Source organism: Hymenobacter sp. HDW8 (assembly GCF_011305775.1).
Taxonomy (GTDB): domain Bacteria; phylum Bacteroidota; class Bacteroidia; order Cytophagales; family Hymenobacteraceae; genus Hymenobacter; species Hymenobacter radiodurans.
Window position 1 is genome coordinate 2,166,375 of the sequence record NZ_CP049907.1, and the last position, 26,866, is coordinate 2,193,240.

Sequence of the window (26,866 nt, forward strand, 5' to 3'; positions counted from 1 at the left end):
AATTAGGCCATTTCTGCCTGAACTCTCGCCATGATAGTGTGGGGAAGGGAAGAAGGAGCACCCTTACGACCTACTTTCTCATTAATAAAATCAACGAAAACCTGCTGTTTATCAATGCTATCGAAGCAAGGAGAGCAGTCTTCGGCGTAATTAATGAAATATTCTTCATCCTCCTCGTTAGGATCCTGCCCAACAATAATTTGGTCGAGAATCGTGTTCACACGTTCGCAATCAGGACCAGAAGCGGCGACTTGCTGGTTGGGGGCTGTGGTAGAAGTAGTTTCCATAAGGGAGCCAGAAATATTGTTATTAATCTTCGTCGGTGAGAAGAGCGTCAGCGTCGTTTTCTTGTTCGTTGCCATAGCCCATTGATTTAGCGTATTTTTCTAATTTTTCTTTCAGGAAGTTGCGGGCCCGGTGCAAACGGGAACGCACTGTACCGATCGGGATATCCAGCACCTTAGCCATTTCTTCATAAGTAAACCCTTCCAGATCACAGAGAATAATGACGGTGCGGAAATCTACGGGCAGCGAGTTGAGCGCGCTGGCTACCTCATCGCCGATGAGGTCACGCACAGACTGCTGCCGCATATCCGACGACGTGCTTCCCACGTCGCCCTCGGCCTCTACATCTTCCGTATTATAGTAACCCTCAATTTCGCTGTAGTCGACTTTGGCGGGTTGCTTGCTCTTTTTTCGGAAGTCGTTTATGAACGAGTTTTTCAGGATGCGAAACAGCCACGCTTTCGCGTTGGTTCCCTGTTCGAAGTACTCAAAGAAACGATAGGCCTTTAAATAGGTCTCCTGCACGAGGTCGTTCGCATCGTCTTCGTCGAGAGTAAGGCGGTAGGCAAAGTTGTAGAGCGGGTCGAGCACCGGCATCAGTTCGGCCTGAAACCGCCGGTCTTTTTCTTCCTTGCTCAGCTTGGGTACCCGTTCGGGAGAATCGCTCATGGAGGCTAAAATTACGGCCGAATATCACCAAAAAAGGACAATCAGCCAAGAAACGTATACTACTATACCTATTCGCTCAGGGAAGGTTTGCGGCAGCCGTTTGGCTGTGCCGCTCGCCGGCCACCACTAGAAAGCTGTAAAGAAACACGAACAAGTTGAAGCCGATTTGGAGCTCCAGCAGTGAATCAACCAGCATTCCGGTGCCCATTACAACCAGGAAATGTATCACGTACGGGTTTCTACGTAAACTAGGTTGCGCCAGCGGTCCAAGCAGAACCAGTAGCCAAAGAAATAATCCGATTACGCCACCGCCTACCAAGTAGTGCAGGTACTGATTATGGATCATGACGCGGTTGGCGGGTGATAGGCCATAGTCGCGCCATTCGTATTGGCGCATCATCTCAGCCCGCACATCGGCTATGCCTACGCCCACCCACGGCCGGAAAGTGGTAATGACGCGGGCCGTTTCCCAGGCTGCAAAGCGCTGCGACACGGAAAAATCGTTGATATCCCGGTCCGCGGAGAACTGCGCTATATCATAGGCTGTACCTAGCACCCGGTAGCGGAAAGAAGTTAGGAGGTTATAGGTTAGGAAAGGCGCAATGAGCAGAAAAGCCAACAAAATGCCCCCCAACAGGTAACGCCGCTGCTTTACAATAAGAAAGACCCCATTTACCAATAAAGCGGCATAGAGCACTAGCAACCCCGTCCGATAAGCTAGAACGTGTAGCGCTACGGCCGCCGAAATGCCCCCAGAATTAGTAGCCCCTGCGCTACTTTTCCCGCATATCTGCTACTGCTTAATAATGGACCGAAATAAGCAGCCAAGGCCAGCATCAGGCCAAAATGAATGTGAAAAATACCCGTTACGGAAGCCGTGTTTTGACCCATCATAATCAACTCATTGTTGGCCAGCGGGTTGAGCAGATAACGAATAACCGTAGCACCACCTACTAGTGACGCTCCAGCTACAAACAAACAACCGACGGCGTAGCGCTGCTGGGCGCTCAGTGGTACAGCTAAAGCAAAAGCCAGCGGTACTCCTATCAAGGGAAGCTGCCGATATATCTGGTGCTTCCAAACCGGCCAATCCTCGGTATACAAGCCACTCACTACTAACAATAGATACAGCAGTGCTAAGCCCCAAGCTGATTTATTGCGCAGCCATGGTACTAAGGCTAGTTGTGCTTTGGGGTTTGCTAGGGCAGCGGCCACGCCTACCAGTGGGCTCAGGGCGACTAGTGCCCGTGAAGCAAAAAGCCCAGCTACCCCAGCCACACAAGCTAGCAGCAGCAAGTATTGCGATACGCGGCCTTGTTGCCATACTTGCCGCAAGCGTGACAACGAGGAAGTAGGAGGAGCAGAATGAGATATTAGCGCCAAAATATCAGGATGCGGGACTAGCTAACGGTTGCCACCCCGAAATACGTGCCAACACTTGCGCTGGCTGAATAGCACGTATGCAAGTGCACGCTGCGGGCTGCGCCCGGCAATCGGTACAGTTGGGACGGTCAAACACGAGGTACTCGGTATGAGGCCCAAGTGGCGCCCACCGACCCGGGTCCGTAGGTCGCAGGGGTGGATAAATTCCTAGTGCGTGTCGGCCCAGCGCAGCGGCCAGATGTAGAGGCCCCGTGCTGGCCGCTACCAACCCATCGGCCGCGTGAATGAATGCCAGAAGCTGGGGCAGAGAGAGTTGTCCGGTTAGATCGGCGGTAAGTGCGGCAGCATGGGCAGTCAGCCACGGACGCAGCATTTCACCGTCGGCCGCGGTGCCCGTAATAAACACGCGATGCCCGGCCTCATGTAGTAGCTGTGCTAAAGTGCCAAAATGATCGAGGCCCCATTCGCGCGCACTACCCCGGGAACTGGGATGCAAAATGATATTGAGCTGGCCCGCTTTACGATTTTGAAGCAGTTGTTGAAAAAAGCCCCCCAGTAGCTCAGTTGGCTGCAGCTTACTTAAAGTCGCTACCTCGGCCAATGGCAAATCATCAGTTGAAGCAGCAAGCGGACCCAGCAAACGAAGATTCAGTTGAGCTTCATGCAAAGGAGAATGGCGGCGACTCAGAGCCACCAACCGATTGCAAGTCAGCCAATGAAACCAGCGGTTGCGCGTGCCAATACGCACAGGAATATCCGCTTGCTGCGCCAACCGGGCTACAGCTTTGTTGGGGAAAACGTGAAGAATGGCGGTAGCCCCTTCTGCTTTAAGCAGCTCAATTTGTGCGCTGGGGGGCTTTTTTAGTAGTTCATCCACATTGATAAACCCATCCACCTGCGGACAGGATTCCGCTACGGCCTGTGTGTACGTGCGGCCAATTAACACGACCCGGCACCCCGGAAACAAGCGCTTCAACTGCCCGCAAACGGGCAAGGTCAGTACCACATCGCCAATGGCATCTGTCCGGCTTACCAGAAAGGTTTTCATTTAGCGGAAGGTGTAGACTGAGTACGCAGCTTGGCGTATTTTAAAAAAACGCCCCCCGCAGAAATGCTCGCAATGCACAGGCCAGCAAACCCATCGAGAAAGCCCAAACGCAGAAAATAGCCGTGCACGAACTTCCAAATAGGCTTGAGTAGCAGATGAAAAAGCGTGGCGTTTTGCTTTCCACGAAGCGCCAGTTCCTCAGCTGCGATGCTGGTAAAACGGTTGAGTTGCGCGACGTGTTGTGCTACCGAATCGTAAGAGTAATGGAGTAAGTCGCCCGATAATGCACCGACATGTTGCCCCACAGTCACTTCGTAGCGCTCGTGCAGGAGCAAGCCAGTCCAACGCCCCAAGCGCCGGTCGTAGAGACGCAACTTACGGTCGGGGTACCAGCCACCGTGGCGCACCCAGGTACCGCAATAGTTGGTGAGCCGAGCTAAGGTGTAGCCCGCACCCTGCCAATTCTGTTTCGCTTCCCGAATGCTTTGGCGCAGTTCCTCCGTCAGCACCTCATCGGCATCGAGTTGGAGCACATAATCAAAGCGAGCTTGGGCCGTGGCAAAATTCTTCTGCTCCACGTAGCCGGCAAAAGCCTGCTGAACAACCCGGGCCTGCCGACTCTCGCAGATCCTCACCGTTTTATCCGTCGAGAAGGAATCAACTACTACTACCTCATCGGCAATGTCGCTAAGTGCATCCAGACAACGGCCGATGTTGCGCTCTTCATTGAACGTAATAATGACGACGGAGAGAGAAAGGGGCATGGGGGGCAAATATCTGTAATGATTGCATAGCGCTGGCCTTTTCTGTTAAATCTATAATGCTCTAATAAGAAGGCACAGCAGGTATAATGGTTTTGGCAGAACGTATTAAAACAACAAAAAGCCCCCAGACAATGTCTGGGGGCTTTTTTATTAATTAAAATCGAATCCTAGTAGCGGTACAGGTCCGACTTGAACGGGCCTTGTACATCTACACCGATGTACTGAGCCTGCTTCGGCCGTAACTCATCTAATTCTACACCGATTTTAGCCAAGTGCAGATAAGCTACTTTCTCATCAAGGTGCTTAGGCAGCGTGTATACTTTGTTCTCGTACTGGTCAGCGTTCTGCCACAACTCTAGCTGCGCCAATACCTGATTGGTGAACGAGTTCGACATCACGAATGAAGGGTGGCCAGTAGCGCAACCCAAGTTCACCAAGCGGCCTTCGGCCAAGATGATGACCTCTTTGCCGTCGATGTTGTACAAGTCAACCTGGGGCTTTACTGTGTCTTTGGTGTGGCCATAGTTGCCATTGAGCCAAGCCATATCAATCTCATCGTCGAAGTGACCGATGTTGCAAACGATAGCCTTGTCCTTCAGAGCGCGGAAATGCTCCTCAGTAATGATATCGCAGTTGCCGGTAGCCGTTACCACGATGTCGGCCTCTTTGATGGCGTTCGACATCTTCTTCACCGCGTAGCCGTCCATAGCAGCCTGCAGTGCGCAAATTGGGTCAATCTCGGTAACGATAACGCGAGCACCAGCACCGCGCAACGAAGCAGCCGTACCTTTTCCTACGTCACCGTAGCCAGCTACAACAGCAATTTTGCCGGCCATCATTACGTCAGTTGCCCGACGGATAGCGTCTACTGCCGACTCCTTGCAACCATACTTATTGTCGAACTTCGACTTGGTCACAGAGTCATTGATGTTGAAGGCAGGCATGAGCAGGCTGCCATTCTTCACCCGATCCAAGAGGCGCAATACGCCGGTAGTGGTTTCCTCAGAAATGCCTTTGATGCCAGCAGCCAACTCAGGGAAGTTGTTGAGGACCATGTTGGTCAGGTCGCCACCATCGTCCAGAATCATGTTCAGGGGCTGACGATCTGCACCGAAATACAGGGTCTGCTCGATGCACCAGTTGAACTCCTCTTCATTCATACCCTTCCAGGCATAGACCGGGATGCCCGCAGCAGCAATAGCAGCGGCAGCGTGGTCTTGGGTAGAGAAGATATTGCACGATGACCAAGTTACGTCAGCACCCAGCGCGATAAGCGTCTCGATGAGTACGGCGGTTTGGATAGTCATGTGCAGGCAGCCAGCAATGCGGGCACCTTTCAGCGGCTGCGAAGCGCCAAACTCTTCGCGCAAAGCCATCAGGCCCGGCATTTCAGCCTCCGCCAAACGGATTTCTTTGCGGCCCCATTCGGCCAGCGACATGTCTTTTACTTTGTAAGGAACGTAGGTCGTATCAACCATGATATAGTGTTTTTTTGCTATTCAACTGCAAAGGTAATCAAATTGTTAGTTGGAGATGAAAAACAAAGAACCTGCTCCGATAAGGAACAGGTTCTTTTAGAGCTAATTAGTAGCTGCTGCTGAGCTAGTTATTCTCAATTACCGTTGCTTTGGGCTGCAAGGTTTGATCGAGGCTGCTGGCTACGCCGCGTACAAGCACGGTGTAAATTTTGCCGACCGCATAGTTCCGGGTGCCGGTACCTGCGCCCGTGCCGTTGCCTACTGAGGTTACCGTGGCATTGGTGCTGTTCGTCACTACAAAGTTGTAATCACCGGGCGTTATCTCTACAAAAGCTGAAGCCGTCGGAAATGCTACCGTAGGAATAACGTTCACCGGAGCGCCCGATGCCGAAGCCTGCGCCAAGTTTACGGGGCTAGGAGCACCCTGGCCCAGATGAACCAACCGAATTTTGGCCTTTCCTGCTGTCGGAGCCGTCAAATCATCGGATACCGCGAGCAGAGCAACTGCATTCGCAGTCGTGCTGGGAGCGTAGGCGAACAGTGACTGATTCTTATCGCGCTCAATAGTAACGGTCTGCGTTGCAGCGTTCTGGTCGGAAGCAGCAACGTTAATCTTTACTTCCTGTGCGCCAGCTGGAGCGTTCAGGTAGCTCGAATTCTGGCCATAGTTAAGCTGACCTACTTCCGAATTATTGATCAGCACTTTTACGCGCACGTTGGCGGAGGCAGCAGCGTGTACAGCCATTACTCGGCCATTACCCGGACCATTGTCATCATCGTCGCCGCAGCCGGAGAAGGCTAGCGCGGCGGCAGGCATTGCAGCCAGCAGGAGGTAGCGGCGAAAAGCAGTTGCGAGAGTTGTCATAAGCAAATTAAATGTGGAACCTAAGTAAACTGGCCTCAGAACGTAGAGCTTGGCCCTTTTGTTGAGTTAGCGGTTGAAAGATTTTGCTCTCACTGAACTAATTCCGCCGCCCTGTAGTCAATTACCTTTCCCTACCTATTGCTGCTTACTGCTCCTATGAATATGCATCCTTTTCGTTCTTTTGCCTTATTGCTCAGCTTCTTGCTAGTATTTAGTGTTGCACAAGCCCAGCAAACGCCTACCATTTTACGCCTCAGCCCCGAGGACCAAGGCCGTGGCTTGAACGGCTCTCAAAAGAACTTCTATTTTGCCCCCCAGGGCACAAATGAGTACCAGAATGCTGGCTTTTTTGGGCAGCGCTTGCGTCCTTATTTGGCCGGTAACACCCAGGCTTTGGAGCACTTAAATAGCTACCGGCAGCAGAAATGGCTGTTTTTGGCGGAGCGTCTGACCTTTGTGGGTGCCTTAGGATTCTATGGTCAGCAGGTGCTGGCTGGCGAAGGCGAGCAGCGTTATTTTAGCAATCCGCAGAAGGTGGCTATTGGGGTGGCCGCTGCCAGTTTGCTGGCAAACGTATTCATTAGCCGTAACACTAATACCCATTTTCAGCGCGCAGTAGAAGCTCATAATGCTGGCTGGCCAGCAGCGCGGGGGAGCCTTTTCCAGCGTGTATCGCCCACGGCTGTAGGTCTTACGGCGGCTCCTACTGGCCAACCTCAGCTCGCATTGCGCTGGAATTTGCGCTAGATTGCGCTAAAGAGCCAGTTTTTGCGTAAGCATAGCCATGGACTTTCCGCTGCCCGACGCGGCTCGGCAGTACGTTGCCGACCACCTGCACCACGACCCCGCCCAACTTGCCCTTCAGGCTCGACGCTTTCCGGGCCTGCCCGTGCCCGACTTGGTACGCCAGATTCAGGCGCGCCAGAAAGCCCGCACGAAAATCCCCGCTTGGGCCGATAATCCTGACCTGATTTTTCCGAGCGCAGTTTCCGTCGAGCAAGCATCCTCAGCCCGCGCTGCAGCCTTTAAAGCCAGCCTTGTAAGTGGCCAACGCCTAGCCGACTTAACCGGTGGCTTTGGAGTTGATGCCACGTATTTTGCTACCCGGATACCGGAGGTGCATTATGTTGAGCGCGACGCAAAATTAGTAGCCGTAGTAGAGTATAATCTGGCACAATTGGGTATTCATAATGTGCAGTGCCATGCCAGCGAAGCCGTAAATTTCCTTAAAAACACGCCCGATACGTTCGACTGGATTTACCTCGATCCAGCCCGGCGCGATACAGCAGCCCGCAAGATATTCCGCCTCCAGGACTGCGAGCCGGATGTATTGCGTCTGTTGCCTTTGCTACTTCATAAAAGCCGGCGGGTACTGCTCAAAACCTCGCCCATGCTTGATATTGAGCAGGCACTGAGCGAGCTTAGGCAAGTGCGCCGCCTGTGGGTAGTAGCTGTTGATAATGAGTGCAAAGAGGTGTTGTACGAGCTTGGCCCTGAGGCAGCAATAGACCCGGAGCGGTTTACCGTCAATTTATTGCGCAATGGGGAGCAGCAGGAGTTCCGACTAAACAAGGCCCGGGAGGCGCGTGCGATACCACGCTACGCTGAGCCTCAACAGTACTTATACGAGCCCAACGTAGCGGTTCTGAAGGCGGGAGGCTTCAAAAGTATAGGAACGGCTTTTGAGCTACTGAAGCTTCACCAGCATAGCCACTTATATACGGCCGATACGCTTCGGCCCGACTTCCCAGGCCGTATTTTCCGTATTCGAGCCACCGAGCGCTACGACCGTGACGCCCTTCTCCCCACCTTGGCCCCGAGACGCGCGCCCACGTCACAACACGCAACTTCCCGGACTCAGTAGCTGAGTTTCGCCTGCGTACAGGTATTCGGGAAGGCGGTGACACTTACCTGTTTGCTACCACCGATCTGCGCGGCCGTCTGATGGTGCTAGTCTGCGAGAAAAGCCAAACCGCAGACTTTTCTGACTGGTTGAGTTGACGGAAACAAATTAGCCGATATAATCATCCTAAAAAAGCCCCCAGAACTAGTCCGGGGGCTTTTTTAGATTCTAAGAATTGTTACTGCGTTAGTACATGACTATGAGGCTTTGCTGGTCCACGGGTTGCCAATGATGCGAAAGCGCCAAGGCAGGTTAGCGGCTTCGTCGCCAGCATAGGCCAGCCCGACGCGGGCGCTTCTTTTTACCTGTTCTTCAGGTACTGTTTCGCCATGATCTTCTAACCATAGCACATCGCCTTGCAAATCCGCACCGGTAAGGGCAGGCGTGATACCAAGCGCCTGCGTAAGCAAGCCCGGACCAGCAGTAAGCTTCGGTGAGACTGTCGTCTGCCCTCGTCGCTGTAGCATGATTTCTATTCCCTGCAACGGCTCAAAAGCCCGAATGAGCACTGTATCGGGCTTTTCCACCCCATTGGTGCTGATGTTGAATAAGGTATGCCGCTGATATACTTGGTAGAGGTAAGCACACCCACCTGGCTCCAATAAAGCTTGCGAGTGGGCTCCGCGACGCTTGATGTGCATGGTGAGTGACTGGTCACCGACGTGGGAATATGCTTCAGCCTCCACGATGCGGCCACCGGTTAGCTCGCCATTAAGGTTTGAAAATACATGCTTACCGAGCAGTTCGCGGGCAATCTGGACCGGGTCGGGACGACGGTAGAAGCTGGGGGGCAATTTGGTGGCCATTATCTAAACTGAAGGGTCATTTAAGCTTCTATACGACTACCGACGAGTTTTTACTCGCCTTCATTACCTTCCGCCTGACATGATACGCGTTGTATTCGACCGAATGCCGCTATCTTTGTGCTGTTATAGGTGGCCAGACCCCGATTGTGGGGCGAGGCTGAAAAGGGAATCCCGTTCAAATCGGGAGCTGTCCCCGCAACTGTACGCTTCAAAGGAGGGTGGGCCAATCCCCCTGCCACTGTTTCGCTGAAAGCTTGTGCTCTAGCAGAAGTTCGAGAAATGGGAAGGCGGCGCCACTCGAAGCAAGCCAGGAGACCTGCCTGTACAAGTTTAATGTTCAGCGCTTTCGGAGGAAGGGCGGAGAACGAATGCAGTGGCCGCTTTGGGCGGCCGGTTTCCCTGTTTTCGGCCTCGGCTTCGCGGTAGTTTTCCTGCTTTAGGAGGACTTATGCGAGGTTTTGAACTGAATTTTCCTAAACCGAAAATTTAGTTCGGATTATGCGTACATCTATATCTTGGCGGCGCTTGCTGCTTAGGCCACTATCGGCTTTGGGACTACTGGGGGGCTTTTTCAGTGCCTTTCCTAGTCAGGCTCAGCAAGCTACTCCCACCGGCAGCTCACCTTCCGATTCCAGTCGGCTTTCCACCGTCCAACTGCTTCCTGATGTGCGGGTACAAGCCGCACGCCCTGGCCGGTTTGCTGTGGGCAGCCGCCTTACCTCTATCGACTCGCTGGCCTTAAGTCAGTACCGCACGGGCACACTTACCGATGTATTGGCGGCGCGCACGCCTCTGTTTATCAAGAATTACGGGCCTGGGCAACTGTCTTCTATTACAATTCGGGGCACATCGGCTAGGCACACGGCCGTGCTGTGGAATGGCTTCAACATCAACTTGCCCTCGCTAGGAGAGGCTGATTTTGCCCTCTTACCTGCTGGGGCCAACACTCGCATCGATGTGCAGCATGGGCCGGCTGGCGCTACGTATGGCACCGGCGCTGTGGGCGGCACCGTACTACTTTCCTCGCCTATTCGCTGGGGGGCAGGCCCACAGGTAAGTGCCCAGCTGGATGCGGGTCAGTATGGCTTGGGCGCGGGCAGCGTGGAAGGGCGCTTCAGCAATCAAAAGGTAGCTGTACGTACAGCAGCCTCCTACCGCGAAGCCCGAAATGATTTCCCTTACAACTCACCCGAAATAACAGGTTTGGTGCGCCGGCACCAGCAGAATGCGGCGGTGCGCCAATGGAATCTAAGCCAGGACGCCACTCTCCGTCTGGGTGAGCGTGGCGAGCTAATGGCGGCTATCTGGCTCACGGATGCCGACCGGCAGCTTCAGCCGGCCATTGGTTCAGGCAACAACCACGCTCGTGAGCGAGACCAAAGCCGTCGCCTGCTGGCCGGCTACCGCCACGTAGCCTCCGGGCGTCATGAGTCGGCGGTGCGGGTGGCGTGGTTTGAGGACGTTATTGATTACCGAAACGACGACCTGACAAGCAATTCGCGGGTTCGCACCACGCAGGCACAGGCCGAGCACACAGTCACTTTCAACTCAAAAGCGAGTCTGCGACTTGGTGGTGAAGCCCAGCACTTCGCGGCTGAAGTAGATGGCTACGGCCGTTCAGTGTCCGAAAACCGATTTTCGGGCTTTGGGCTGCTACGCTACGACCCTATTCCTCGCTTGCAGCTCACAGCTAACCTAAGGCAAGCGTTTATATCGGGCCGCCGACCGCCGCTTGCCCCTACCGTAGGGGCCGAATGGCAGTTTTGGCAAACTTCTGCTCAACAAGTATCCCTGAAAGCAAGCGCCTCACGCAGCTACCGCGCGCCCACCCTGAACGAGCGTTTCTGGCGTACCGGCGACCCGAATCTTCGCCCCGAAAACGGCCTTGGCTATGAGGCTGGCCTGCGGCATCAGTTCACCAAAAATGTCCCCTGGAACCTCCAAACAGAACTCACGGCTTACTACCAAGTAGTAGACGACTGGGTGCAATGGTTGCCGAATACCCAAGGCGACTACACGCCGCGCAACCTGCGCCAAGTGCGTGCCCGGGGTGTAGAAGCCAGTTCGCAGCTGACTGGTCATTGGGGGGCTTATTCGCTCACGGCGCGGGCGGCTTACGGTTTTACGCAGTCGGAAAAGGTGAAAGGCCGCGCTGAAGATCCTGACCCGGTGGGCCGGCAGTTGCCTTACGTGCCGCTGCATTCGTTTGCCTTTACCACGGATCAGAGCTGGCACAAATGGCAGCTTACCACTGGTCTCACCTTCACCGGCTACCGCTACACCGACGCTTCCGCCGTCGATTTCCTGCCGTCTTATACCCTGCTTAACGCCAGCCTGGGCCGAACACTGGCTATTACGCCTACCTGGGCCGTGACGGTGCTGGCGCAAGGCTTCAATCTAACCAACCGGAACTACCAGGTATATGCCTACCGGGCCATGCCGCCGCGCAACGTCGCGCTCAGCCTCCGCCTCACTTGGCGCTAATCAAGATTCCTTTCTTTTTACTCTTTTATTATATGTTCCAACTCCGCCTTTCCTCTTTCTTCACGCGCACCCTGCTCACGGGCGTCGGCGCGCTTACCCTCATTGGCTGCGACCCAGAGAGTGATGGTCCGCTTACCGGTCCGCCCGCGCCTGCTGGCAACGGGTCCAACGTATATGTCGTGAACGAGGGTCAGTTTAATACGCCCAACGGTGCCATCAGCTTATTCAGCAAAACGTCTAAGACGGTTGTTGATAATAACCTGTTTACCAAAGTCAATGGCCGCATTCTGGGCGATGTGGTGCAGTCGATGACGGTAGTTGGCGACCAGGGCTACATTGTGGTAAATGCCACTGGCAAGGTAGAAGTAGTGACTATGGCCGACTTTAAGCAGGTAGCCACCATCGACCGATTGCAGCAGCCACGCTACCTCGTAGCCGTAAGCTCATCGAAAGCTTACCTCACCGAGTGGATTGAGCGCGGCAAGCCGGGCCGAGTGGCCGTTATAGATCTGCGCACGAATACCGTAACCAAGTCTATTCCGGTAGGCCGGCAGCCCGAGCAGCTGCTTTTGGCTAATGGCCGCTTGTACGTCGCCAACTCAGATGAAAACACTGTCAGCGTTATCAACCCCACTTCTGACGTAATAGAAACCACCATTCAGGTACAGGACGGCCCTACTAGTATAGTGCAGGACAAAAGTGGTAACCTTTGGGTGGCCTGCGCTGGTATTACGCGCTATGGTCCGGCACCTACGTTTGCCGTGGTTTCTTCTACCAACGGCAGTTTGATACGCTTTGCGCCGGGCAGCCCAACCAACCAAACAGTACTACCTTTCCCTAGCGGCGGCCCCAGCAATCTGGTGATCAATGCGGCTAAGGACCAGCTATATTATAGCTATCGGAGCGCCGTATATCAGCTTAACGCAACCGCTACTACGTTGCCCGCCACACCTCTTGTGCGTCGTAACTTCTACGGCTTAGGCATCGATCCGCAGGACAACACGATTTACGGATCGATTGCCCCATTTACCACCACAGGCAAGGTTATCCGCTATCAGCCTACCGGCATGGCCATCGATTCATTTGGCGTGAACATAGGCCCGAACAGCTTTGTGTTTTATTAACAAGGTATATTTAACTCAATAAAAAAGCCCCCCAGAATTGTCTGGGGGGCTTTTTTATGCGGTCCTGATTACTGTGGGCCGGCCTTGCCATCCACGTTTTCGTCGCGGCGGTCATCGGCTTCATCATACACTTGTTTACCGGTTTTTACAGTAGAGGTATCGGCCGTAGCTCCGTTGGTCGCAGCATCAGAAGTCGTGTAAAGTTTATCGTCGGGGTCGTTGGCGTCCGATTTATTTTCATTTACCTGCTCTTTCGCGGAGCCGCTTTCCACATTGGTTTCGCCAGGGTCAGTGCCGGTGCTGCAGCTAGTAAGCGAAACAGCAAAAATGCCCCCCAGGAGCAGAATTCGAGGCAAAAAGGAAGTTTTCATGAGTTGGGTACAAGTATATACAAGGCAAGTAAAGGGGTTAGCCTATAATACGGCAGATTGGGGCGGTAGTTGATTTTAGCTACCGACTATAGCAGTTCGAACTAGAAAAATTAATTGAATGTATGTACATTAGAATTCGCAAACCGAACCTCAACCCTTCGCTTATGCTCATTTCTTCGGCCCCATCCAACGCTGTGCTTAGCTATTCTGCGTTCGGGGCTTTAGTGGGGCAACTGGCCAATGGGCACCGCATTGCCGGGCTTGGCCAGCTGCCTAAGGCGGCTCATTTCGCTAAGGAATCCGACGGCCACACTGGCTCATCCGTCCTTTTTCGTTCGGAATATCCTATCTTGATGGCTGCCGATCAGTTCAATGGCAAAACCAGCCGATCCAATATTACCTATTCGGCTGCTGCTACGCTTACCAAATTGCGTACCTGGAGCCCGCGTCCCACATCTGCCAGGCATTATTTTACCGTTTGCCTGCCGACATCGGCTTGCATGGCTCGCAGCTTAGTAACCAAATGAATCCTTGGTCCGACGACCAAGGACAGTCACTGCAACAGGAGCTACCAGACCTGGTAGTCGCTCAGAAAGCTCAAAAGTTCTAGAAACAATATCTTTGTCGTTCTGCTTACACTTTAGCAATGCCCGCCAGTCGCTCTGTACTAGTCACTTATCGTCCGTTATTGCGCCGTACAGGCCTAATAGCCGGCATAAGTCTACTACTCGCCGTGATACTGGTGGTCTATGTATTCGGTGTGCAAAATGAATTGTTGGTCCGTGTGTTTGGCGCGTTTTTTTTATTTTTCTGGCTCTTAGCCGTTACCTTTTTAGGTGTTGTCCCCTTCATTAATTGGGCAGCAGCTAATTGGTTCGGTCCGGGTTGGGCAGTAAATCAGCCTAAATCCGATCAGCGTGCGCGTTCTGTTGCAGTTCCTAACTCACCTTCGCGGAAGTCGACTCGTTCGGCCCCGCGTTCAGACCAAAAACCAAAACCTCGCCCGTGAAAACTACGCTGCTCTACATTAAAAACATGGTTTGCCCACGTTGCATTGAAGCCGTGCACCACGTGCTCGAACAGGCTGGGTATCAACCTACAGAAGTTAAATTGGGCCATGCCCAACTAAAGCACACCACGCCCGTCGACCCTGCCACGGTAGCGCCTTTGCTGCGCGAAGCTGGTTTCGATGTCCTGACTGGGCGTGCGGAGCAGCTCACTGAGCAAATAAAAACCTCCCTCGCTGAATACTTAGAGCACCTGCGCACCGCGCGCATGCCCCTTACCACGTCGGCGTTCCTCACCGACCGGTTCTCGGCTACCTATTCGCACTTAAGCAAAGTATTTTCGCGTACTGCCAACCTCACCATCGAGAAATACCTGATTCGCCTTAAGATTGAGCGCGTCAAGGAAATGTTGAGCTATGGTGAGTTGACGCTCAGCGAAATAGCTGATCATATGCGCTACAGCAGCGGTCAGCATCTGAGCAATCAGTTTCGGCAGGTAACGGGTCGCTCCGTCAGCGAATTCCGCCGCGACCTGATGCCGAAGCGGATGTCGCTGGACGAATTATAGGAAAGCGGGGGCTTTTTTCCCTATAGTACCCGGGAAGACTACACTTCGTAGGCAAAACACTGGCAACGTGGCGGAACGGAATCGTGCGCCGTCACGGTTCGGTATCTTTGTGCCCTCTCCCGTTGTTGTGACGTCGTGACTAGTCTTCGCATTCTTCTTGTAACCCCGCCGCTTACCCAGCTTAATACGCCGTACCCGGCTACTGCCTACTTAAAAGGCTTTTTGAGAGCGCGCGGTTATGCCAGCACTCAGGCCGACCTTGGCTTAGAGCTGGTACTGAAGCTTTTTTCGAAGAATGGGCTTCGACGGGTATTTGCAGCTATAGAGGCTGGCAGCTTTAAGCTGTCGGATAACGCCCGGCGAATGGTGCGGCTGCAACACAGCTACTTGGCTACTGTTGAGCCGGTCATCCGGTTTTTGCAGAACAAAGACAATACGTTGGCTCCCCGTATTTGCCATGGCCGCTATCTGCCCGAAGCTTCTCGTTTTGATAATGTAGCCGACCTTGATGCGGCTTTTGGCACCATGGGCCTCACCGATCAGGCCCGCCACTTAGCTACGCTTTACCTCGAAGACCTCGCCGATCTAATAAAAGAAACAGTAGGGCCGCAATTTGGCTTTTCGCGCTACGCCGAAAAGCTGGCGTTGTCCGCTACCAGCTTCGAGCCTCTGTATGAGGCGTTGCAAGCGCCGCCCAACCTGCTGGATCAGCTGCTGCTGGAATCTTTTGATGAGCTGGTAGCCCGCACGGAGCCTGACGTCGTTGGTTTCACGGTGCCGTTTCCGGGCAATCTGTACGGAGCGCTACGCCTCGCCGGGCGGGTGAAAGAGCTACGGCCGGAAGCTAAAACCCTCATGGGCGGCGGCTATCCCAACACTGAGCTACGCCAGATAAAGGAGCCGCGCTTCTTCGATTATATCGACTATCTGACGCTAGACGACGGCGAAGGTCCTTGGCTACGACTGCTAGAATATCTGCAAGCTGAGAAGAATATTAAGGCACAAAGCGCCGAGGTAACTCATATCCAGTCGTTGCTAAACAACACGAAAGTTGCCTCTGGCAACGAGCGAGAAAGCTTGGCAGCGCCTCTTTTTGACAATGAGCTTGCTTTAGAAACGCTTCAACGCGAGGATGATAGCACGCAGCTTAACGGGTTGGGGGCAAAAGTCTTCTCCAACGGACCTTTCTGCGCAATGAAGCTGGTGAGGTGGAGTATCTGAATAACACCGAAGCACCGAACATTCCGCACCACGAGGTAGGTACGCCCGACTACAGCGACCTGCCTTTGAGCGAGTATTTGTCGGTGATAGAAGTACTGAACCCGATGCACCGGCTGTGGAGCGACGGGCGCTGGAACAAGCTTACCGTAGCCCACGGCTGCTACTGGAAGCGCTGCTCTTTCTGCGATGTCGCGCTCGACTATATCTCCCGCTACGAAACCGCCCCCGCCGCCCTGCTCGCCGACCGCATCGAGCAGATTGTGCAGCAAACCAGCCAAACGGGCTTTCACTTTGTAGACGAAGCCGCCCGCCCCTAGCCCTGCGTGATTTGGCCGTGGAACTGCTGAAACGCCGGACCAATATTACCTGGTGGGGCAATATTCGATTCGAGAAAACCTTCACTCCCGACCTGTGCCGCTTGCTGGCGGCTTCGGGCTGTATTGCCGTATCGGGCGGCTTGGAGGTAGCCTCTGACAGATTGCTGGCGCTGATGGAAAAAGGCGTAACCATTGCTCAAGTTGCCCGCGTAACCGATGGCTTTACCCAGGCGGGCATCATGGTGCACGCGTATCTGATGTACGGCTTCCCGACCCAAACAGCCCAAGAAACAATTGATTCGCTGGAAGTAGTGCGTCAGCTATTTGCGGCGGGTGTCATTCAGTCGGGCTACTGGCACCGCTTTTCCATGACGGCGCATAGCCCCGTGGGGAAGAATCCGGCAAAATACCAAGTGGTGCCCATCGGTCCGGAGCCCGGCGACTTTGCCTGGAATGACCTTTGGCACGACGACCCTACCGGCGCTGACCACGAGCAGTTCGGACCGGGCTTAGCGAAAGCCCTCTACAATTATCTGCACGGCGTGAATTTGGCGGAGCCGCTTTCCTTCTGGTTCGACTTCAAAGTGCCGCGCCCTACGCTCCCGCGCCACCTGATTCAACAGGCCGTGCAGGAAGCGCCCAAGCCGGACTTTGCGAAGCAGAATCTGCGCCTATTTTGGCTTGGCAACGCTCCGGAACTTCGGCTAGAGTCAAGCAAAAAAGCCCCCCAGGCCGTACTCACTTTCTACGAGCAGGCCGAAGACTTCGAGGTAAAGACAACGCCCGCCATTGGCCAATGGCTGCATACCCTTCTTATTCAGCTCACCACCAATTACGACACGAAAGTGCTGTTGAAAGAGGCCACAAGCAGCTTTCCAACGGCCGAAGCTGGTCTTTCCTTTGAGCGTTTCTTGAGTTCGGACGCTTGGCTAAAGTTGCGAGAGAAGGGTTTGTTGCTCTTTTAAGAACTTACGAGGGTGAATTTGCCCCCCACCTCTTCTTACCGTTCCAGGCGCTCGCGTAGCCAAGCGGTGAGGTCATCCACATAGCCGGGCACGGGGCGTGGCCATTGCCATTTACCATTCTGGGTCCCGGCTGGCAACAAGAGTTGTTGGTCGGCACCGGCGTATATCCGCACCACCGAGCCCCGCCGGCGACCAGCATTTCCCCGTAGGCGGTTGGCGCTGGCCTGTACATTCAGGGTTGTGTCGGCCCCGCCATACAGCAGCAGGACGGGCACGCGCACTTGCTCCCAAACCGCTTGGGGGTCAAAAACCAATTCCCGCCACTTAGGCTGCTCCAAGTCAGCTTTGCTCGGCACCCGAGTGGGCAAACCAGTAGTTGCGGCCCACGGCTGGGGGGCAATTTTCTGCAAATTGCGGTGCAGCTTTGTCGTATCACCTCGTCCCTCGCGCCGTATGTACTGCTCTAGTTGTGTGCGGGTAAGCGCTACGAGTCGCCGGTCGGCTGCACTTGCATCCTGTTGCCGTAACTGCCGGTCAATAGCTTCAGCATCGCGAGCCGCCTTGGAAGTTCCGGGTGCGCCCAAAGCCACCACGTATTTTATTATACTGTTCTCCTTATCATCTTGGCTGGCAGCCATAGCCAGCGCTGTTGCCCCGGCGCCGCTCCCCACTAAGCCAATCTGAGTGGTATCGACGCCCGCAACACGCTTGAGTGTCCGAGCCGCTGCCACCACATCAGTCACTAATGAATCGGGGCTACTGTCGGTTGCAGCAGCAGAGCGCCCGGTTATCAGCATAACGACCACGCCGCGCCGCGCTAGCAGGTCCGTGAGCATGTGCATAGCCAGCGGCGTGCGTTGGGGGGCATTTTGCAGTAGCACTACCGCCGGATGCACCTGTAGTGTATCATCGGGAATCAAAACAGTGGCCGGCAAACCCTTGCTGCCACTATTCACGCGCACCGGCTTTTGAAAGTAAGGCAAGGGCTCAGCATCTCCACGACGCACCATCAGGATTTCGGCCTCCGTGCTATCGGCAGAAAATTTCCCTTTCAGAAAATCACCCTCGCGCGTCAGATTGATTGTAAAATCAGAGCTAGCGCCCGTGGCCCAGCGCACGGTGAGGCGCGGGTGCTGATACGTTATCTGCTGGGCCGGCAGACTTAGATTCTGACGATCAGCTAGGCGTACCTCGCCTTGTAATTGGCCCGGCTTTACTTCACGCAAATCCAACGTAGCGCGCAGTTCTGTGCCCTGGTAGGAAATCGGCCCCTCGAAATGCCCAGTAGGCGGCGGCAAATCGGCTGCTTTACCACCATCAGTAGAGCAGCTACTGAGCAAAGAAACCAGCAGAAACGGCAGCCCCCAGCAGAGTAGGCGCACCGATGGAACAGAAAACAAAGAGGTAGCGCGCCGGTCTTTTCGCACAGCAGGAGGGTTGGTGAGCAATACGACAAAGTAACGCAGTAAGCGCGGAAGCTGTGCTTATACTTCCGTTCCTGCCTTATTGAACTGCTGAGCTATGAATAAAATACTAGCTAAGGGCAAGAGCATAGTCAGCCAGCTTGGGGGCTTTTATAACCCTTTGCGCAGGATCAAATCGTTCTGAACATCGTCACCCAGTTGGAACGCATGCCGACCTATCTCCTTGAACCCGAATCGCTTGTAGAATTCTACAGCTCGCCGATTATGCTCCCACACGCCCAGAACGATAGTGCGACAGCTGTGCGTACGTGCTTCCTCAATAGCCCGGCGCATAAGTGTAGCGCCCAAGCCAGTACCCAGCCAATCTTCGCGTACATACAAACGCTCGATTTCTAGGCGACCAGTTGCTGGCTTTCCTTCTTCTAGGCCCAAAACGGAGTTGAGCGATAATTTGGCATAACCCACCAATTCCTGCTGCATATGCGCCAGCAAAAAGGTGGTCTGCGGGTCTTGCAGTTCAGCCAGCTGCTTTTCCAAACTGAAGTTTTCGGCCAAGTAGGTGGCCATATCCTCCGGCCGATTATCGGCGGCGAAGGTTGCTTGGAAGGTTTGACGCCCTAATTCGGTTAGTTGAGCAGCCACCGAAGCGGTACGCTTGGCTACGGTGATACGGAGCGGAGAAGACATAGTAAGCCATTGGTAAAGACGGTGCAAAGCTACACCGTGAGCAGTCGACAGCCGCTAAATCAGGAAATGGAATGGTCGCCGGGCTCGTCGGAAGCTTTGCCATCACGCCGCATTCGCCAGCCAAATCGAATCATAAGCACTGCCACTACCAGAGCAATCACGCTCATAGTGAGGCGAAATGTATCTACAGTGCCACTCTGCCACGCAGCGTAATGGCCTGGCAGGCGGATAAGCTGAAGCACAAACAGGGTGACTCCCGCTATTAGATACAAATAGCTACGCGAACGGTTAGCCGGCAAGTCAGCCATAGCAGATACAGTCAAATATAAGCGTCGAACGAAAGCCCCCCGAGCGCAACTATGGAACATAAGCGCTGCCCGAATGCAACGCTTTCCCTACCCGATACGCATGGTGATTGCAAATTGATTTCTGCAACGTATTTTTGTTCTACCAACTCCCGCGAGAGTAGCTCAGTTGGTAGAGCATCAGCTTCCCAAGCTGAGGGTCGCGAGTTCGAACCTCGTTTCTCGCTCATTCATAAAAAGCCCCCATCATGTAAGTGGGGGCTTTTTATTTTTAGACACCTTACAGAAAGTGTGGATACCGTGCTTGCTAACGGCTACTTGCTACGTCTGCTGTGTGACTGGCCACCTTCTCCCATGCTTCTGCCAACACTTTGTCGAGACCATAGATGTCGGGTAGCTGCCGGAGCTGGCTGCCTTCCGCTTCGCATGTTTGGTAGCGTATTGTAAGGGGCACGGAAGCGTAGAGTCCGAAATACTTAGTCTCGCCCTCGTTGAGGCTCTCACTCATTTTCTCTACTCGATTGATGCTGGCCTTGCCAGCGTCACGCTCCACTAGAAAGCGGGCCAGCGCCCACGCGTGCTGCACCCGGATACAGCCGTGGCTGAGCGCGCGGCTATTAGCCTCAAACAGTTCTCGATCAGGAGTGTCGTGCAAGAATACTTCGTAGGGATTTGGAAAGCGAAAGACCACGTTGCCCAAGGCATTGCGCGAAGAGGGCGCCTGTCTAATCTGATACGGAAATTCGGCAGGCGTCACAGCTTTCCAGTTCACCCGGGAAGCATTTACCGGTTCCCCAACCTGATTATATAGCCGCAGGTTACGGGAGCTGAGGTAGCGCGGATCACGCTTCAACCGTGGCAAAACCTCTTTGGTGGCTATACTATGCGGCATACGCCACTCGGGCGCCGTCTGAAAAAATTTGACCGCGCTGTAGAGCTCCGGCGTGGGAGTAGCGGCCTTCCCTACCACTACTCGATGGCTACGCACTACCTGCGGGCCGCGTACCACCTGTAGGCTGTAGGCCGGAATATTGACGACCAGATAGATAGAATCGGCGCGCGGCTCCCAACGTAGGCGCTCTAGGTTGAGCGCTACAGTAAGGGCCATTTTACGGGCTGCTACCGTGTCCGACTCTAACAGGCGCTGCCACGACCAAAGAAGCCGCACATAGCTCCGACTGTTGGGCTGTGCCATGAGCATATGTTGCTCAAAGTTATTGCTTTGGAGTGCCTGTTGTAGGTGAATAGCGACGTTGATGATGTCGCTCTCCGTCACCTGCGAGGGCCGAATCGTGCTATCCTGTATCCGGCCGTGGCTTAGATGCTGAGAAAACCGGATGAGCGCCGTCGTGATGCGGGTTTCGACCTTCAGGCGCTGCTGGAGTTGCGATGGTGCTGCCTGTAATGAATCGAGCAACAGACGAAGGTCAGTAACCTCATAGTCAGTGGCTTTGAGCCCGTACCGTGGCGCCTTCAATAGTAGGCCTAGCGCCGCCTGCGCACTCTCAGTTGGCCCAGCGTCGGTGGTCCATACAGGCATGAAATCTACAAGCGTGTAAAACAGCTGGACCTGCTCCTGAGTACTGGCTTCGACAGACGATGATTTGGTAGCATACAGCTGACGGAGCTGAACGGTAACATCCGTGGTTGTTTGCCCCCCTCCTACCATCGGCTCGGTAGCATCAGCGTCGCTGCCGATCCGGGCCTCTACAGCAATGCTTTTAAACAGCAGTAGCAAGGCAACAGCATACGTGAAGCGAAGGCGAGCAAACATGACTGGGAAGGGTAAATAGTATTATCAATATTTAACTATTAAATATGATTATGACCAAAGCTACCACAATGGTATTCCCCATGCCGACATTTTCTTTCAACGCCGCTTTTAGCTACATGAACGCGACCATTTGCATTATCAATTAATAGAGTCGCTCAGAAATCAGCCTCACCACGGTTCAGCTTAACACTGCGTGTATCAATCTCTTATATACATTCAATGTACCGAATTGCAGCTATAAGTAAAAGGGTCGCGCGCGAAAAAATTCGTGCGCAAGCTGAAGCATTGCTACCCTTTTTTGCATGCTCTCGGAAAGCTCATTGATAGTAGAGCTTTTTGCCTTTGGTTACGCCCCAAAACTCCAGCAGCTGCGCGTTATTATCTGACTGTAGCGGATCGGTTATCTTTTCCCAGGCCATCACGGTGCAGTCGCTGTCGAGATGTACAATTGGCTCGGTCGACTGGGCCAGTTGCTGCAAGGCAGCTCGCTCACATTGGTTATTGTTGGTCATCCTGAGCTTATCGGCATTCATAAAGATGGCCGCAAACAGTACCACGCCCCCGATGTACCAGCGGCGGGGCCACCCTTCCAAATGCAGCAGCAGGTAATAGGTAGAAGCGCTATAGAAATACATCAGGCCCAGGATGATGGGCAGAATAGAATCGCGGCGCAGAATGAGAGGCCGGTAATTGCGGTAGCCCCCCAGCGGCAGCAATAGAATATAGAGTAGCGTGAAGAGGCCTAACAGTTGAAAAATGCGCAGCCACCGCTGGCTGGCGGCACTGGGGGGCAAAAATCGACGAATAAGCTGCGCATTGACCAGACCAATCAGCACCAGCAATGGAAAGCCGAGCTTGCCCGTGAGTTGGCGGAATACGCCCTGCGGCACCAACTTATACCGCTCCCACACAGGCAGCGTAGCCGTCAGATTTTCGGAGTTGTTGCGGCCGATGTACAACGAATACAGGCACAGCAACCCAAAGAACCCCAATAGCAGCACCGCAACGAGTGGCACCCGTTTCGCCCGCTGCGCCCACCACCCTGCATACGACCGTACCCGAATTGCTGGCCAATACCTTTTTGTCCAGTAAAGCCCGAGGCACACAAATAGCACCAGCACCGCGCCCGTCACAATAGGCCCGTTGAAAGCCAGCACCACCATGAGCGCGGCGCAGGCAGGAACCATGAACCATGGTAACTGCAAGCGCTGCTGATGGAAGGCAGCCCGGTAAAAAGGCAACAGAAGCAAGAGCAGCAGAGCTAAAGGGAAAGCGTAGAAAAAAGTGTACGTAATCGAATGGTCGATGACGCCCATTTGCCCATTGTAGCCGGCCGTTTGAAACAGCGGCACAAGTAGCGCCGCGGGCAGCCACAAGCGGCGGTCGGTGAGGCGCTGCGCGCCGGTGCTATACACGGCCAGCAAGTAGAGCAACAGCGCCTGTACAGCCGTTTTGAACAGCGCGCAAGCCACGTAGACGCTACTGATGGGATCGGTGAAGCGCTGAAGCCACAACGGAACCGACTTGAAGTAGGCAACCATAGCTGCGTGCGCAAAATATCTGTTAGGACCCGCATACACCTCGTTTTTGGCTACTACGGCCCAGCCGAATGGGTCTTGCAGCACTTGGGTGTACCAGTAGCTAGGCAGCACGATGGGGGCCAGGTCACCTTCCAGCGGTATCTGATAGTTTTGAATACAGGAGTACCCTAAATCAAATAAAACGAACAGGGCACAGAGCCACACGACGTACCGTTTGTTCATGCAGAGGGGGAAGAACAGCCCAGGCGCTGGAAAAATCAGGCCACGAAGACCTGTGGGTTTGAGGACGCGTCAAAGGTAGCCACCGTAACGTGCGTGTGGTTCGGCAGAACAAAAAAAGCCCCCCAGACAGCTATCCGGGGGCTTTTTTGATCTTCACATTTTAAGTGACAAGCCGTGAATGTTCACGGCTTGTCTTTCTAGGCTATTAAGTGAGGCACGTGTTAGTCCTGCAATACTACTCGGGTAAACTTATTCTTCTTACCTGAAGTCAAGCGAACCATATAGATGCCCGAGGCCAAGCGGCCTTTCGTGAACTTGAAGGAGAAGTTTTCACCAGCACGGCCGGTTCCTTCTGCTACTACACTCACTACAGTGCCCTGCATGTTCATCACCTCCAGGCGGTAGTTGCCCGTCTCGGTGAGGGTGAAGTCTAGGTAGGTTTGCGAGTTGGTAGGGTTAGGCGTGGCCGTTAGCGTCAGCGCTTCCTCGGCTTCCACTTGTTCCTCGGCTGCGAAGCCGGCTGTTGCTGAGCCCTGGCATTCACCCAGCGAGTCGCCGTGGTTCAAATGCGCTGCTACCGCCGATTCGCTTACGCACACTGGCTTACCATTATGGCATACCAACACTTTGTTATTCCGCAGGAAAACAAAGCCGCAGCGTACGTCAACAACTGCTATTCGTTTGGTAACCGTCCGGGTACATCCTGCCGCATTCACACCGGTTACGGTGAGTTCGTAGGTACCAGCAGTTCTGGGAGTGAACACCGGATTGGCAATGCCAGTATTGCTCAGCCCAGGAACGAATGCCCAAGTGTATACGAATGTAGGATCACCACTAGCTTGCAATTGAATGCTCTGCGGACCATAACCTAGGTAAATCGTGCTCTGGCCTTCCTCTACAAAGGTACCGCCAAGCGCCGTGGCCGTAATAGTAGGAGCCGAGCAAGCATACACGGGGGGCAAATCGAAGGATTCTACCTGATCTAAGCGGCTGTTGGCAGCACCTTGGCTGGCACCAAAGCCTACGCCTCTCTTGGCAAATGCTCTCCAAATCAACTCCTGATTGGCACCGCCATAGTTTGCTACGTCGGCGGCCAGAATAGCATTCCGGGCATCTACGAAACCGGGAGCGCAGGGCTGCATTTTCAAGCCATCGATTACTAGCTGCATGGCCATGTTGTTGCCGCCCTTGCCATTGTATAGGTCTGGGTCGTAGCCGTACAGATCGATCAGATCCCAAGTCATATCCCACAACGTGGTAGCCCACACAAACCCGATTCCGTGAGGCTGGGAAAGCGCAGTATTGTTGGTGCGGCCGTAGGTGTAATTGTTTACGGCAAAGTCGGTAGTGTAGGGAGCAGGCCGAATACCGCCGCCCGTGGTGGGCTGGTTCGAGGCGTACGTGCCGATACCTCTGATTTTGGTGCGGGTATCACCTGGCTTCATGGTCATCATCAATGCAAACCAATCGCTCCAGCCCTCACCGGCCTGTTCAGCCTGGCTGCCTAAGCAGTTTACTAAACGACCACCCGTCAGGCGGGTTGAGATACCATGGCCGTACTCGTGCACGATGATGCCATTGTCAAAATCACCGTCAACTTCTACGCCCGGCTCGTTTTTCAAGCTCACCCGTACTTCTTCGCCAGCGGCTAGCCGCTCCCGAATCAGGCCGCCCGCCACGTCCGTAGTCATGATGGAGGGAATAACAACGGGACTGGGAGTAGCGGCACCAGCACCCATTGAGATGGGAGCGCCCGGCTGATTATTAATGACAACCACGGCAATAGCACCAGCGGCTTGGGCATTGTACACTTTTAAGCTGAAGTCGCAGTTGCCGCGATATAATACGGCAATATTACCCGCAATTTCTGCAGCGTTCGTCAAAGCTCCGCAGGCCTCATTAGGGTTAGTAGAGGTACCCCCCACACCGCTAGCAAGTACAAGCTTGCCAGTAACTGGCGTGGCATTAAGCCGTGGGCCAAACGCAGCTGGTACAGCAGGATAGCTGTTGGCGATGCTGGATGGCGCCGTTATTCTAAACGCATTTGCATCGGCACGGCCAGCCCACAGATACATCTGCATGCGCGGCGCACTGGTGCCGTTATCTACTGGAGTAGAGAAGTTGGCATTATTGCGGGTAGTCACGCCGGCCGGAGGATTCGGATTGTTGCGGCTATCCTGCGCTTCGGCTCTTACATAGTCTCCTTGGGCACCGCCGCGGCCGAAGTTGTCGGCTTGGAAGTTACCGCTGGCCTCGTCGAAGCCGTACTGGTACCATACGTCGTGAGTGACGTTGTTCCAGTAAAACAAGTTGGTGATAGCCGCGTCGCGGTACTCTACAGGCTCTTTCGTAAAATCGACTGGATAGTCGAAGTTCAGCTCAGCACCGCCGTTAGGGCTGTAATTATTTAAGCTGTTGTTGTTATTGGGGTCTTCGTACGCATAGGCGTTGTTGCCACGGGTAGTCGTAAGCTTACCAGCAGGCGTATGATGCCAGCCCTCTGGCGAAGCCTTTGGGTCAGCAGCGGAAGTGCTTACCAATACGCGAGGACCATGATTGGGGCTCTCAACCGGAATGGGGAAAACGTTATAAGCGTTAGCAGCTGTTAGAGACGCCGTGGAAGCAAACGACTTCGATTGAGCTGCCTGGCCGTAAGCCGTCGTTTCGCTCAATGGCATCCCGCCAGGTCCGTCGTTGTCGAACTCGCACTGATGCACCATATTGTCCTTGTCCAGCAGTTCACCGGTGGCAGCGTCTACCCGCACGTTCCACCAGTTCTGCGCGTCCAACTCGTAGATAGACACTTCCCACGCCAACCGCAGAGTGCCATCTTCCATCGGCTGATACACCAGCTTTGCTGGAATCGATTCCAAGGAAATGCCCCCCGCTGAGAGCAGTACTGCTTCGTTTTTGCCGCTGCCCTTCTGCAGTACCGACAGCGATTGGCTAACGGTCAGGTTCAGGTGCCGGGCCGCCGCGTTTACGGCCGCTACAGCCGTCATTTTAGACTTGGCTGGCTTTAATTTTCCCCCAATGCCTTTCACGAAGTTGTTGCCCAAATTGACGATTTTCTCGTCCTTATTCAGGCTCATGTTGGCAATAGCATTGTGAATCTCAATGCCCTGATACAACTGCTGCAAATAAACATGCTTAATACCAGTCTTTGGGGAAACCGACTCACTGCTGAGCTTCACGTCCGCAATGTCTTCATCGGTCAGCTGCAGCGCCTGCTTGTTTTTCTTTAGGTGTTGTAGGGCTGCCTGAGGCACTAGCTGCTGCTCAGCACTCAGCTGGTTTTGGCTGTAGGAGGCATGGCCTCCGGATAATAACGCGGCCACCAATAGGGGTCGCGCTAAAGCGGGTATAAGTTTATTCATTAGGTATAGGTTGGTAGTTGAAAGTGGTATCAAAGTATAGGTTTTTATATACTCATTTTTATAAAATATTTAACTTGCCCGAATTTTATACATTGCAAAATTCTAATAGTTATATTATCACCTCTTTTTCCAGCATTAAAGATCACTATCCATAAATAATTTCATAAACACGCTTTGAAAAAAGGTAAAAAACAGAATACAGTTACAAAACATATTTTTGTATTATAACATTATTATTTTGGACGTGTATAAAGCAAAAAGCCCCCCGGCCATATGGC

At 53.8% G+C, this 26,866-nt stretch carries 23 protein-coding genes, 1 tRNA gene, 1 pseudogene and 1 riboswitch; of the genes and pseudogenes, 9 read left to right on the forward strand and 16 right to left on the reverse strand.

Annotated elements, in window-relative coordinates:
* Positions 1–2: 2 nt before the first annotated feature.
* The 8 genes from G7064_RS09045 to G7064_RS09080 form a co-directional block, all read right to left on the reverse strand.
* The gene (locus G7064_RS09045) at positions 3–362 is read right to left on the reverse strand and encodes a hypothetical protein (RefSeq protein WP_166071948.1); all 360 of its coding nucleotides are present in this window, start codon (positions 360–362) and stop codon (positions 3–5) included.
* Positions 310–954 carry a sigma-70 family RNA polymerase sigma factor gene (locus G7064_RS09050; RefSeq protein WP_166073307.1) on the reverse strand — a complete coding sequence of 215 codons (645 nt, stop codon included), beginning with the start codon at positions 952–954 and terminating at the stop codon, positions 310–312. The genes G7064_RS09045 and G7064_RS09050 overlap by 53 nt, the downstream gene beginning before the upstream one ends.
* Before the next feature lie 76 nt (positions 955–1,030).
* On the reverse strand, positions 1,031–1,651 hold the full coding sequence (locus G7064_RS09055; RefSeq protein WP_240935866.1) for an O-antigen ligase family protein: 621 nt from the start codon (positions 1,649–1,651) through the stop codon (positions 1,031–1,033).
* A gap of 35 nt (positions 1,652–1,686) precedes the next feature.
* Positions 1,687–2,337, reverse strand: coding sequence for a hypothetical protein (locus G7064_RS09060; RefSeq protein WP_166073309.1), 651 nt, complete (start codon positions 2,335–2,337; stop codon positions 1,687–1,689).
* Between the two features lie 4 nt (positions 2,338–2,341).
* Entirely contained in the window at positions 2,342–3,385 is a 1,044-nt protein-coding gene (locus G7064_RS09065) for a glycosyltransferase family 9 protein (protein ID WP_166073310.1), read from the reverse strand.
* A complete protein-coding gene (locus G7064_RS09070; protein ID WP_166073311.1) occupies positions 3,382–4,149 on the reverse strand; it encodes a glycosyltransferase family 2 protein in 768 nt (255 codons plus the stop codon). Before G7064_RS09070 ends, G7064_RS09065 begins: the two co-directional genes overlap by 4 nt.
* Positions 4,150–4,316: 167 nt before the next feature.
* Complete coding sequence (ahcY, locus tag G7064_RS09075; RefSeq protein WP_166073312.1) at positions 4,317–5,627, reverse strand: adenosylhomocysteinase; 1,311 nt, start codon at positions 5,625–5,627, stop codon at positions 4,317–4,319.
* Positions 5,628–5,751: 124 nt separating this feature from the next.
* Positions 5,752–6,492 (reverse strand): DUF4397 domain-containing protein, encoded by a 741-nt coding sequence (locus tag G7064_RS09080; RefSeq protein WP_166073313.1) that lies wholly within the window; start codon positions 6,490–6,492, stop codon positions 5,752–5,754.
* Between the two features lie 162 nt (positions 6,493–6,654).
* Between G7064_RS09080 and G7064_RS09085 the strand changes: the two genes are divergently transcribed.
* The 3 genes from G7064_RS09085 to G7064_RS22305 are packed head-to-tail and all read left to right on the forward strand — an operon-like array spanning position 6,655 to position 8,493.
* Positions 6,655–7,239: a hypothetical protein gene (locus tag G7064_RS09085; RefSeq protein WP_166073314.1), complete on the forward strand. Its 585-nt coding sequence runs from the start codon at positions 6,655–6,657 to the stop codon at positions 7,237–7,239.
* 37 nt (positions 7,240–7,276) lie between these two features.
* Entirely contained in the window at positions 7,277–8,356 is a 1,080-nt protein-coding gene (locus G7064_RS09090; protein ID WP_240935828.1) for an RsmD family RNA methyltransferase, read from the forward strand.
* An 11-nt stretch (positions 8,357–8,367) separates the two neighbouring features.
* The gene (locus G7064_RS22305) at positions 8,368–8,493 is read left to right on the forward strand and encodes a hypothetical protein (protein WP_240935867.1); all 126 of its coding nucleotides are present in this window, start codon (positions 8,368–8,370) and stop codon (positions 8,491–8,493) included.
* 99 nt (positions 8,494–8,592) lie between these two features.
* On the opposite strand, the gene G7064_RS09095 is transcribed toward G7064_RS22305, so the two are convergent.
* A complete protein-coding gene (locus G7064_RS09095; protein WP_166073315.1) occupies positions 8,593–9,201 on the reverse strand; it encodes a DNA-3-methyladenine glycosylase in 609 nt (202 codons plus the stop codon).
* 110 nt (positions 9,202–9,311) lie between these two features.
* A riboswitch (cobalamin riboswitch) is annotated at positions 9,312–9,540 on the forward strand.
* A gap of 159 nt (positions 9,541–9,699) precedes the next feature.
* On the opposite strand from G7064_RS09095, the gene G7064_RS09100 reads away from it, so the two are divergent.
* Together G7064_RS09100 and G7064_RS09105 are read left to right on the forward strand one after the other, a co-directional pair.
* Complete coding sequence (locus tag G7064_RS09100) at positions 9,700–11,685, forward strand: TonB-dependent receptor (RefSeq protein ID WP_166073317.1); 1,986 nt, start codon at positions 9,700–9,702, stop codon at positions 11,683–11,685.
* A gap of 32 nt (positions 11,686–11,717) precedes the next feature.
* Positions 11,718–12,809 carry a DUF5074 domain-containing protein gene (locus tag G7064_RS09105; protein WP_166073318.1) on the forward strand — a complete coding sequence of 364 codons (1,092 nt, stop codon included), beginning with the start codon at positions 11,718–11,720 and terminating at the stop codon, positions 12,807–12,809.
* Between the two features lie 68 nt (positions 12,810–12,877).
* Here the strand turns inward: G7064_RS09105 and G7064_RS09110 are convergent, their stop codons facing one another.
* Entirely contained in the window at positions 12,878–13,180 is a 303-nt protein-coding gene (locus G7064_RS09110) for a hypothetical protein (RefSeq protein WP_166073319.1), read from the reverse strand.
* Between the two features lie 164 nt (positions 13,181–13,344).
* Between G7064_RS09110 and G7064_RS09115 the strand changes: the two genes are divergently transcribed.
* The 3 genes and pseudogenes from G7064_RS09115 to G7064_RS23250 all read left to right on the forward strand — a co-directional run bounded on the left by G7064_RS09115 (position 13,345) and on the right by G7064_RS23250 (position 17,258).
* The gene (locus G7064_RS09115) at positions 13,345–13,707 is read left to right on the forward strand and encodes a hypothetical protein (protein WP_166073320.1); all 363 of its coding nucleotides are present in this window, start codon (positions 13,345–13,347) and stop codon (positions 13,705–13,707) included.
* Positions 13,708–14,185: 478 nt separating this feature from the next.
* The gene (locus G7064_RS09120; protein ID WP_133271623.1) at positions 14,186–14,755 is read left to right on the forward strand and encodes a helix-turn-helix domain-containing protein; all 570 of its coding nucleotides are present in this window, start codon (positions 14,186–14,188) and stop codon (positions 14,753–14,755) included.
* A 363-nt stretch (positions 14,756–15,118) separates the two neighbouring features.
* Positions 15,119–17,258: pseudogene (locus tag G7064_RS23250) on the forward strand (B12-binding domain-containing radical SAM protein).
* A gap of 35 nt (positions 17,259–17,293) precedes the next feature.
* Here the strand turns inward: G7064_RS23250 and G7064_RS09135 are convergent.
* From G7064_RS09135 to G7064_RS09145, 3 genes are all read right to left on the reverse strand, one after another.
* Complete coding sequence (locus G7064_RS09135; RefSeq protein ID WP_166073321.1) at positions 17,294–18,706, reverse strand: alpha/beta hydrolase family protein; 1,413 nt, start codon at positions 18,704–18,706, stop codon at positions 17,294–17,296.
* 126 nt (positions 18,707–18,832) lie between these two features.
* The gene (locus G7064_RS09140; RefSeq protein WP_166073322.1) at positions 18,833–19,369 is read right to left on the reverse strand and encodes a GNAT family N-acetyltransferase; all 537 of its coding nucleotides are present in this window, start codon (positions 19,367–19,369) and stop codon (positions 18,833–18,835) included.
* A gap of 59 nt (positions 19,370–19,428) precedes the next feature.
* Positions 19,429–19,677: a hypothetical protein gene (locus G7064_RS09145; RefSeq protein ID WP_166073323.1), complete on the reverse strand. Its 249-nt coding sequence runs from the start codon at positions 19,675–19,677 to the stop codon at positions 19,429–19,431.
* A 151-nt stretch (positions 19,678–19,828) separates the two neighbouring features.
* Between G7064_RS09145 and G7064_RS09150 the strand changes: the two genes are divergently transcribed.
* A tRNA-Gly gene (locus G7064_RS09150) sits at positions 19,829–19,901 on the forward strand.
* Between the two features lie 80 nt (positions 19,902–19,981).
* On the opposite strand, the gene G7064_RS09155 is transcribed toward G7064_RS09150, so the two are convergent.
* The 3 genes from G7064_RS09155 to G7064_RS09165 all read right to left on the reverse strand — a co-directional run bounded on the left by G7064_RS09155 (position 19,982) and on the right by G7064_RS09165 (position 26,588).
* Positions 19,982–21,448: a L,D-transpeptidase family protein gene (locus G7064_RS09155; protein WP_166073324.1), complete on the reverse strand. Its 1,467-nt coding sequence runs from the start codon at positions 21,446–21,448 to the stop codon at positions 19,982–19,984.
* Positions 21,449–21,765: 317 nt separating this feature from the next.
* Positions 21,766–23,211, reverse strand: a complete 1,446-nt coding sequence (locus tag G7064_RS09160; protein ID WP_166073325.1) for a hypothetical protein — start codon at positions 23,209–23,211, stop codon at positions 21,766–21,768.
* A 221-nt stretch (positions 23,212–23,432) separates the two neighbouring features.
* On the reverse strand, positions 23,433–26,588 hold the full coding sequence (locus G7064_RS09165; protein ID WP_166073326.1) for a T9SS-dependent M36 family metallopeptidase: 3,156 nt from the start codon (positions 26,586–26,588) through the stop codon (positions 23,433–23,435).
* Positions 26,589–26,866: the final 278 nt, after the last annotated feature.